Genomic DNA, 9,723 nt, shown 5'->3' on the forward strand with positions numbered 1-9,723 from the left:
TATGGCGAAAACCCTGTCGAAACCGGCAAGCGGCGCGCTCGCGCCGTGGCTCGGCATTTCGCTGATCGTCATCCTGTTCGATCAGCTGACGAAGATCGCGATCCTGAAGACCTTCGCGTATGGCGCGCAGCACGCGCTCACGTCGTTCTTCAATCTCGTGCTCGTCTACAACCGCGGCGCCGCGTTCGGCTTTCTCGCGGCGGCGGGCGGCTGGCAGCGCTGGGCATTCACCGCGCTCGGCATCGGCGCGACGCTCGTGATCTGCTACCTGCTGAAGCGCCACGGCCAGCAGCGCCTGTTCAGCCTGTCGCTCGCGCTGATCCTCGGCGGCGCGCTCGGCAACGTGATCGACCGGCTCGTCTACGGCCACGTGATCGACTTTCTCGATTTCCACGTCGGCGCGTGGCACTTCCCGGCGTTCAACCTCGCCGATTCCGCGATCACGGTGGGCGCCGTGCTGCTGATCTACGACGAACTGCGTCGCGTGCGCGGCACGCGCTAAGCGCGCATACTCTGCGTCGACGGTCGACCGCGCGCCGGCCGTCTTGATCGACCCCTTCGGAGGCCCGAGTTGGCACACGCAGAACTCGCAGGAAAACACCTTGTCCTCGGCCTGACGGGCGGCATCGCCTGCTACAAGATCGCCGAACTCACCCGCCTGCTCACCAAGGCCGGCGCGACCGTGCAGGTCGCGATGACGGAGGCCGCCACCCAGTTCATCACGCCCGTCACGATGCAGGCGTTGTCCGGGCGCCCCGTCTACACGAGCCAGTGGGACCCGCGCGTCGACAACAACATGGCGCACATCGACCTGTCGCGCGAGGCTGACGCGATCGTGATCGCGCCCGCGTCGACCGACTTCCTCGCGAAGCTCGCGCACGGTTTCGCCGATGACCTGCTGTCGACGCTGTGCGTCGCGCGTGATTGCCCGCTGCTCGTCGTGCCTGCGATGAACCGCCAGATGTGGCAGAACCCGGCCACGCAACGCAACGTCGCGCAGCTGCGCGCCGACGGCGTGTCGGTGCTCGGCCCCGATTCGGGCGCGCAGGCCTGCGGCGAAGTCGGCGACGGGCGCATGCTCGAGCCGGAAGCGATCTACGAGGCGATCGTGTCGCACTTCCAGCCGAAGCGGCTGTCGCACCGCCGCGTGCTGATCACGGCCGGCCCGACGTTCGAGCCGCTCGACCCCGTGCGCGGCCTGACCAACCGGTCGAGCGGCAAGATGGGCTTCGCGCTCGCGCGCGCCGCGCAGCAGGCCGGCGCGGACGTGCATCTGGTCGCGGGCCCGGTCGCGCTGGATACACCGTGGGGCGTCTATCGCCAGGACGTGCAGACCGCGCAACAAATGTATGACGCGGTGATGCACGCGGTGGCCGACGCCGACATCTTCATCGCGGTCGCGGCCGTCGCCGACTGGCGCGTCGCGCAACCGGCCGAGCACAAGATGAAGAAGACTGCCGACCGCAAGATGCCCGCGCTCGCATTCGTCGAGAACCCGGACATCCTCGCATCGGTCGCGGCCCTGCCCGATCCGCCGTTCTGCGTCGGCTTCGCCGCGGAAAGCGGCGATCTCGACGTGCACGGCGACGAGAAGCGCAAGCGCAAGAACGTGCCGCTGCTCGTCGGCAATCTCGGCCCGCAGACGTTCGGCCGCGACGACAATGAAGTCGTGCTGTTCGAAGCGTCCGGCATCACGCGCCTGCCGCGCGCGCCGAAGGACGAACTCGCGCACGTGCTCGTCGACGAAATCGCGAAGCGCCTGCCCGACAACCGCCTGATCTGACCTTGCGCGCGGCAGCGGCCCGCGCTGCCGCCGCGCGCTTTCACCCCATCGACACCCGAATGAAACTCGACCTGAAGATCCTCGACGCGCGCATGCGCGACTACCTGCCCGCCTATGCGACGACCGGCAGCGCCGGCCTCGACCTGCGCGCATGCCTCGACGCGCCGCTGACGCTGAAGCCGGGCGAGACCACGCTCGTGCCGACCGGCCTCGCGATCCACCTCGCCGATCCCGGCTACGCGGCGCTGATCCTGCCGCGCTCGGGCCTCGGCCACAAGCATGGCATCGTGCTCGGCAACCTGGTCGGCCTGATCGACTCCGACTACCAGGGCCAGTTGATGATCTCGACGTGGAACCGCGGCCAGACGGAGTTCGTGCTGAACCCGTTCGAGCGCCTCGCGCAGCTCGTGATCGTGCCGGTCGTGCAGGCGCAGTTCAACATCGTCGACGACTTCGCCGAAAGCGATCGCGGCGCGGGCGGCTTCGGCAGCACCGGCCGTCACTGAACGAAAAAAAAGACAAAACCCCTCGTTCCGGAAAACGAGGGGTTCGTCAGCGATCCGGGGCGACGCACTCGCGTCGCCCTTCAACTATTCAGCCCTTCACCGTCACTCTTCGACCGTCTGCGCGATCCGCACGACCGCCGGCGCAGGCTGCCGCCGCTGCGCGAGCGTCGCGTAGACGACCAGCGCCACCAGCACGCTCAACAGCACCGCCGACGAGCCGATCGTGCCGAGTGCGAGGCCGCCCTTCGCGACCGGCTTCGTCAGCAGATCGCCGACGGTCGCGCCAAACGGACGCGTGAGCACGAACGCAGCCCAGAACAGCAACACGCCCGAGATCCTCGTGAAGTAATGCGCGAGCACGATCACCACGAGCAGCCCGCCGATCAGCAGCGCGCCGCCTGCAAAGCCGAGGCCCGAGCTGTCCGCGAGAAAATCGCCGAGCGCCGTGCCGAGCGTGTTCGAGAACAGGATCGCGATCCAGTACAACATCTCGACCTTGCGCGTGCGGATCTCGTCGACGGACAGCGACTCGCCGCTCAAACGCCACACCGCGAAGATCCCCAGCAGGATCGCGACGAGGATCGACGAACCGGCCGCATAGCCGAGGCCGAGCGTGCGATCCATGAAATCGGACATCGTCGTGCCGGCCGTGCTGGTCGCGACGATCACCGCCCAGTAGATCGCCGGGCGATAGCGCGTCGTCTTCAGCTGTGTGCCGAGCGTGACGAGGAAGAAACCGAACAGCAGGATCGAGCTCACCGCGTAACCGACGTTCAGCGTCATCGACAGCAGGTCGCCGCCGGTTTCACCGAGCGTGGTCGCGCAGATCTTCATGATCCAGAACGCCAGCGTGATTTCGGGTAACTTTTTCATTCGAACCTCTCATGCAGAAATACGTGGCAACGCGGTGCGCACCGCATCACGTTGCAGACGGATCGAATGGTAATCAACGCAGGCTTAACGCCGCCTTAGCATCCGGCATCGCGCGCGGGGTCGGAACGCGAACGGGCAGAACGTGCGCCGCGCCGCTCGGCCGCGGTCAGCGCGCGTGCTGGTGCCGGTAATGCAGCGCGTACGCAAGCGTGAGCAGCACGACGAACACGACGCCGACCGCCATCGTCATCCGGAATTCGCGCGTGAACGCGGTCGTCACGAGGATCGCGGCGAGCAGGCCGGCGCCGAGCAGGCTGCCGAACGGATGCCACCACATCCGGAACGCGAGCGCGGGGCCGCGATAATTGCGCCGAAAGCGCAGATGCGTGACGAAGATCATCATCCACGTGAACAGCGCGCCGAACATCGCGATCGCCATCATCACGGTGAATGCGGTGTCCGGCGACAGCGCGACCAGCACGGCCGCGACCGCGACGCCGCTCGTCGACACCCACAGCGCCGCGCGCGGCACGCCGTTTGCGCCGAGCCGGCCGAACACCGCCGGCGCGAGGCGCGCGCGCGACAGGCTGAACATCATCCGCGTCGTCACGTAGAGCTGGCTGTTCATCGCCGATAGCGCAGCAATCAGCACGACGAAATTGATCACGCCGGCCGCATACGGCACGTGCGTCGCGGCCATCACCTTCACGAACGGGCTTTCGTCGGTGCCGGCCTGGGTCCACGGCACGATCGCGAGCATCAGCGCGAGCGTCAGCAGGTAGAACAGCACGAGCCGGAACACGGTCGAGCGGAACGCGCGCGTGACCGCATGTTCCGGGTCGCGCGCCTCGCCCGCCGCGATCGCGACGGCTTCGATGCTCATGTAGCTGAAGATCGCGACGATCACCGCAACCCACGTGCCCCACGGCCCTTTCGGCAGGAAGCCGCCGTGCGCGGTGTAGTTCGCGAAGCCGATGCCGGACGCCGCCGGCGCCGACCAGACGATATAGGCGCCGAGCACGACGAACACGATGATCGCCGCGATCTTCAGCATCGAGAACGCATACTCGACCGAGCCGTACAGCGTGACGCTCGCCATGTTGACGGCGATCAGCAGCGCCGAGAAGCCGACCACCCAGTACCAGCCCGGCACCGTCGGGAACCAGTACTTCATGAACACCGCGATCGCGCTGATCTCGGTGCCGATCGCGAAGACCACCGCGAACCAGTACGCATAGCGCACGAGAAAGCCGGCGAGCGGCCCGACGTAGTGCTCCGCATAGGCGCCGAACGACCCGGCAGTCGGATGCGCGACGGTCATCTCCGCGAGCGCGCCCATCAGCAGCAGCGCGATCAGCGCGCCGATCGCATACGAGATCAGCACGCTCGGGCCCGCGAGCCCGATCGCGAAGCCGCTGCCGAGGAACAGCCCCGTGCCGATCGCACCGCCGATCGCAATCATCGCCATCTGCCCCGACGACAATGCGTGGCGCAAGCCTTGTTCGCGTTCGACGATGCTGTCGAACGTCCGTTGTAGTTGTGACACTCCCTTTACTCCCCTGCACCCACGCTCGCGCCACCGGCGCCAGATAAAATGAAACGGCGCGGAAGACTTCCCGCGCCGTTGGCATGAAACTACGATTATCGCTTACTCGACTTCGACCGCTTCCTCGTTCGGCTTGTGCGGCGGGTTCGCGAGCTTGTCGAACGACAGCTGCACCTTGTCGCTTTCGTCGACGTCGACCGTCACGTGACCGCCGTTCACCAGCTTGCCGAACAGCAGCTCGTCGGCGAGCGCGCGACGGATCGTGTCCTGGATCAGCCGCTGCATCGGCCGCGCGCCCATCAGCGGGTCGAAGCCGTGCTTCGCGAGATGCTTGCGCAACGCGTCGGTGAACAGCGCGTCGACCTTCTTCTCGTGCAGCTGTTCCTCGAGCTGGATCAGGAACTTGTCGACCACGCGCATGATGATTTCCTCATCGAGCGAGCGGAAGCTGATGATCGAGTCGAGACGGTTGCGGAACTCCGGCGTGAACAGGCGCTTGATGTCGGCCATCTCGTCGCCGGTTTCGCGGCGCGTCGTGAAACCGATCGTCGCCTTCTGCATCGACTCGGCGCCCGCGTTCGTCGTCATGATGATGATCACGTTGCGGAAATCCGCCTTGCGGCCGTTGTTGTCCGTCAGCGTGCCGTGGTCCATCACCTGCAGCAGCACGTTGAAGATGTCCGGATGGGCCTTCTCGATTTCGTCGAGCAGCAGCACGCAGTGCGGCTTTTTCGTGACGGCTTCGGTCAGCAGGCCACCCTGGTCGAACCCGACGTAGCCCGGCGGCGCGCCGATCAGCCGGCTCACTGCGTGACGCTCCATGTACTCCGACATGTCGAAGCGGATCAGCTCGATGCCGAGCGTGAACGCGAGCTGGCGCGCCACTTCGGTCTTGCCGACGCCGGTCGGGCCGGAGAACAGGAACGCGCCGATAGGCTTGTCCATCTTGCCGAGGCCCGCGCGCGCCATCTTGATCGATGCGGCCAGCGCGTCGATCGCCGGATCCTGGCCGAACACGACGCTCTTCAGGTCACGGTCGAGCGTCTGCAGCTTGCTGCGGTCGTCCTGCGACACGCTTTGCGCCGGCACACGCGCGATCTTCGCGATGATTTCCTCGATCTCGCTCTTGCCGATCGTCTTCTTCTGCTTCGACTTCGGCAGGATCCGCTGTGCGGCGCCCGCCTCGTCGATCACGTCGATCGCCTTGTCCGGCAGGTGACGGTCGGTAATGAAGCGCGCCGACAGTTCGGCCGCGGCCGACAGCGCGCCCGACGAATACTTGACGCCGTGGTGCTCCTCGAACCTCGACTTCAGGCCGCGCAGGATCGCGACCGTCTGCTCGACGGTCGGCTCGGTCACGTCGATCTTCTGGAAGCGCCGCGACAGTGCCGCGTCCTTCTCGAAGATGCCGCGATACTCGGTGAACGTCGTAGCTCCAATGCACTTGAGCGTGCCCGACGACAGCGCCGGCTTCAGCAGGTTCGACGCATCGAGCGTGCCGCCCGACGCGGCGCCCGCGCCGATCAGCGTGTGGATCTCGTCGATGAACAGGATCGCGTGCGGGCGCTCCTTCAGTTCCTTCAGCACCGTCTTCAGGCGCTGCTCGAAATCGCCGCGGTACTTGGTCCCCGCGAGCAGCGCGCCCATGTCGAGCGAATAGACCTGCGCGTTCGCGAGGATATCCGGCACTTCGCCACGCGTGATGCGGTACGCGAGGCCTTCGGCGATCGCGGTCTTGCCGACGCCGGCCTCGCCGACGAGCAGCGGATTGTTCTTGCGGCGACGGCACAGCACCTGCACGACGCGCTCGACTTCGGACTCGCGCCCGATCAGCGGATCGATGCGGCCGTCCTTCGCCATCTGGTTCAGGTTCTGCGTGAACTGCGCGAGCGGGGTTTCCTTCTGCGCGTTCGCGTCTTCGCTCTCGCTGTTCGCGTCGCTCGCCTTCGCGGCCTCGCCGCTGTTCGTCTTCGCGATGCCGTGCGAGATGAAGTTCACGACGTCGAGACGCGTGACGCCCTGCTGCTGCAGGTAGTACACCGCGTGCGAATCCTTCTCGCCGAAGATCGCGACGAGCACGTTCGCGCCCGTGACTTCCTTCTTGCCGTTCGACGTCGACTGGACGTGCATGATCGCGCGCTGGATCACGCGCTGGAACCCGAGCGTCGGTTGCGTATCGACGTCGTCGGTGCCCGGGACGGTGGGCGTATTGTCGTGGATGAAATTGCGCAGGTTCTGACGCAGGTCCTCGATGTTTGCCGCGCACGCGCGCAACACCTCGGCCGCCGTCGGATTATCCAGCAGGGCCAGCAGCAGATGCTCGACCGTTATGAACTCATGGCGCGCCTGGCGTGCTTCCATGAACGCCATGTGCAGGCTGACTTCCAATTCCTGGGCAATCATGCTTCCTCCATCACGCACTGCAGCGGATGCCCGGCCTGCCGCGCATGGGTAACGACTTGCTCAACCTTGGTCGACGCGATGTCCCGCGTATAGACCCCACAAACCCCTCGCCCTTCGCGATGGACCTTCAGCATGATCTGCGTGGCCGTCTCGCGATCCTTCCTGAAATACTCCTGCACGACCATCACGACGAATTCCATCGGCGTGAAGTCGTCATTGAGCAGCACCACCTTGTACATCGAAGGCGGCTTCAGCTTCTGCTCCTTGCGTTCCAGGACGGTACTGTCCTGCTTGTCCGGGATAATCGCCATACACCCATTCTAAACAACTCGGACAGGCCCGCAATCCTGCCATAACCCGACCGACTGGCCGGTGCCCTCCCCGGATTCCCGGAAACACGCGATTTCTCGCATGCCATACGAAAGCCGGCTGCGGTGCCGGCTTTCACGCGTGGCGCGCGACACGAATCGTTTCGGAGAATCGCACCGGAACGTCGCGTCCGCATCCAGTATCCCACAAGCCGGGACGGCTCGAACGCGTGTCACTCGAGCCTGGTATATGAGCCGATTATGCGACTTTTCAAGTGCGCGCGCTTGGCCGCATGCTGCAAAGCAAAGCCGGAAAAACCCTGAAAATGGGTTCTTTACAACGTCCCCCTATACGTCTAAAAATTTTCTTGACACTCCAATAAAGAGCGCCAACAATCAAGCTGGCACTTTTTTCAATTTGTCTGAACGGCAAATCGGGAAAGGCCGAGGTGAGCTGTGAGGGGGGAACGGCTGTGTTTTCCGGTCGTTTAGCTTTTCGAGCGTGCTCGTGGTAGGTAGCGACTGTGTGACAGGGGAAGTAGGTATGGCAACTGGTATTGTCAAATGGTTCAATGACGCGAAGGGCTTCGGTTTCATCACTCCCGACGAGGGCGGTGAGGATCTGTTTGCACACTTCTCGGCCATCAACATGCAGGGCTTCAAGACCCTGAAGGAAGGCCAGAAGGTCAGCTTCGAGGTCGTGCAAGGACCGAAAGGCAAGCAAGCTTCGAACATCCAGGCTGCCTAAGGGCATCGGATTTCGGACGAGGGGACCCGGCTAGACGCCGGGTTTCTTTTTTGTGGCCGGCTTTCGATTGGCCGCCCCGCTCGCCTAATCATGTCGCCCGTCGGGCGATTGTCGTGCAGGACTTGCAGATCGCGTTCGCGCATCCGACACGACGCCAACGCTGGCGACACGCCCGCGACACGTCACACGACCTTCAGCGTACCCATCATGCCGAGATCCTCGTGCTCGAGGATATGGCAGTGAAACATGCGCTCGCCGCGCATGTCTTGCCGGGTGGCGATCGTCACGGTCTCGCCGGTCCGCACGTTCACTGTATCGCGCCATGCGCGGAACGGTTCCGGCGTGCGGGTGCCGTTCGACGCACGCTCGATCACCTGGAACTGCGAGCCGTGCAGGTGGAACGGGTGATCCATGTCGGTATCGTTGCGGATCGCCCAGTGCTCGACGTCGCCCACGCGGCTCGTCAAGGTCGCACGGTGCGGTGCGTATGTATCGCCATTGATCGTGAAGCGCATGCCGGCCGGACGCCCGTGCGCGGACGATCCCATCATCGCATCCATGTCCATTTCTTCGCCGAACGCGAGCTCCTTGCGCGCGACCGGCTCGCCGAGCGCCGGCACCGCGCGCAGCGTCGCCGGCAGCGCGCGTGCGGCGGACGGCGCGAACGCGACGTCGGCGAGCGGCAATGCCGGATCCGGCCGCAGGCTGCCGTGGCCGTCGTCGGACATCGCCATCTTGTGCCGGTCGTATTCGGCCTCCTGCAACACCGCGCGTGATGCGCGGTCGCCGGCGCGCACCAGCAGTTCCGCGCGCTCGCCCGGCGCGAGCAGCAGCGACGTGACGTGGCGCGGCGCGTCGAGCAGCCCGCCGTCGGTGCCGGCCTGCTCGAATGCGCGCCCGTCGTCGAACGCGAGCCGCAGATAGCGCGCGCTGCATGCGTTCCACACGCGCCAGCGCTCGTCACCGGCGACGTCGATGCGCGGCCTGCGCGCGCCGTTGACCAGCACGAACTGCCCTTCCCGGCCATTCATCCAGTCCATCATGTCGTTCGGCACGATCGTGCCGTCGCGCGCCAGCTTCAGATCGGACACGAACAGGTTCCGCTCCGGCCAGCCGGCGAGCGGATCGTCGGCCGCACGCACGACGAACGGCCCCGCCAGCCCGCGAAATACCTGCTCGGCCGTCATCATGTGCGGATGCGGGTGATACCAGTACGTGCCCGCGCTTCCCTTCGGCAACGTGAAGCGATAGACGCGCGACGCGCCCGGCGCGATCGGGTCGGACGGGTTGCCGTCCTGCTCGGGCGGCACCGGCAGCCCGTGCCAGTGAATCGTCGACGGCTGCGGCAGCCGGTTCACGAAGCGGATCTCGACCGTGTCGCCTTCGCGGACGTCGATCAGCGGTCCGACAACCGGGCCCTGCGTGCCCGCCCCGAACTGCCAGAACGTCGTCGGGCGTGCGCCGTGCAGCAGCGGGCGCGCAACCGGCTGCGCAACGAGCGTCGCGCGGAACGTTCCCGGCTCGCGGCTCTCGTTCGCGAGCGTGCGCAGCGATGA

The 9,723-nt window shown here is 65.6% G+C and carries 9 protein-coding genes; 4 read left to right on the forward strand and 5 right to left on the reverse strand.

The genetic code is table 11. From position 1 onward, the window contains the following. Position 1 precedes the first annotated feature (1 nt). The 3 genes from lspA to dut all read left to right on the forward strand — a co-directional run bounded on the left by lspA (position 2) and on the right by dut (position 2,289). A complete protein-coding gene (lspA, locus tag G3N94_RS26935; protein WP_205795578.1) occupies positions 2-502 on the forward strand; it encodes a signal peptidase II in 501 nt (166 codons plus the stop codon). Between the two features lie 69 nt (positions 503-571). Next, positions 572-1,783, forward strand: coding sequence for a bifunctional phosphopantothenoylcysteine decarboxylase/phosphopantothenate--cysteine ligase CoaBC (gene coaBC, locus G3N94_RS26940; RefSeq protein WP_205795579.1), 1,212 nt, complete (start codon positions 572-574; stop codon positions 1,781-1,783). Between the two features lie 59 nt (positions 1,784-1,842). Next, entirely contained in the window at positions 1,843-2,289 is a 447-nt protein-coding gene (gene dut, locus G3N94_RS26945) for a dUTP diphosphatase (protein ID WP_124597820.1), read from the forward strand. Between the two features lie 102 nt (positions 2,290-2,391). On the opposite strand, the gene G3N94_RS26950 is transcribed toward dut, so the two are convergent. From G3N94_RS26950 to clpS, 4 genes are all read right to left on the reverse strand, one after another. After that, positions 2,392-3,162 carry a hypothetical protein gene (locus G3N94_RS26950; RefSeq protein ID WP_205795580.1) on the reverse strand — a complete coding sequence of 257 codons (771 nt, stop codon included), beginning with the start codon at positions 3,160-3,162 and terminating at the stop codon, positions 2,392-2,394. Between the two features lie 166 nt (positions 3,163-3,328). Then, positions 3,329-4,708, reverse strand: a complete 1,380-nt coding sequence (locus tag G3N94_RS26955; RefSeq protein ID WP_205795581.1) for an amino acid permease — start codon at positions 4,706-4,708, stop codon at positions 3,329-3,331. Between the two features lie 102 nt (positions 4,709-4,810). Continuing rightward, positions 4,811-7,111, reverse strand: a complete 2,301-nt coding sequence (gene clpA, locus G3N94_RS26960; RefSeq protein WP_205795582.1) for an ATP-dependent Clp protease ATP-binding subunit ClpA — start codon at positions 7,109-7,111, stop codon at positions 4,811-4,813. Next, a complete protein-coding gene (clpS, locus tag G3N94_RS26965; RefSeq protein WP_124597824.1) occupies positions 7,108-7,422 on the reverse strand; it encodes an ATP-dependent Clp protease adapter ClpS in 315 nt (104 codons plus the stop codon). Before clpS ends, clpA begins: the two co-directional genes overlap by 4 nt. Positions 7,423-7,963: 541 nt before the next feature. On the opposite strand from clpS, the gene G3N94_RS26970 reads away from it, so the two are divergent. Next, positions 7,964-8,167, forward strand: coding sequence for a cold-shock protein (locus tag G3N94_RS26970; protein WP_004196460.1), 204 nt, complete (start codon positions 7,964-7,966; stop codon positions 8,165-8,167). A 182-nt stretch (positions 8,168-8,349) separates the two neighbouring features. Here G3N94_RS26970 and G3N94_RS26975 read toward each other — a convergent pair. Next, positions 8,350-9,723, reverse strand: a 1,374-nt coding sequence (locus G3N94_RS26975) for a multicopper oxidase family protein (protein WP_205795583.1), incomplete at its 5' end; no start/stop codon positions are given.

It is taken from the genome of Burkholderia sp. Ac-20353 (assembly GCF_017104785.1).
Lineage (GTDB): Bacteria > Pseudomonadota > Gammaproteobacteria > Burkholderiales > Burkholderiaceae > Burkholderia.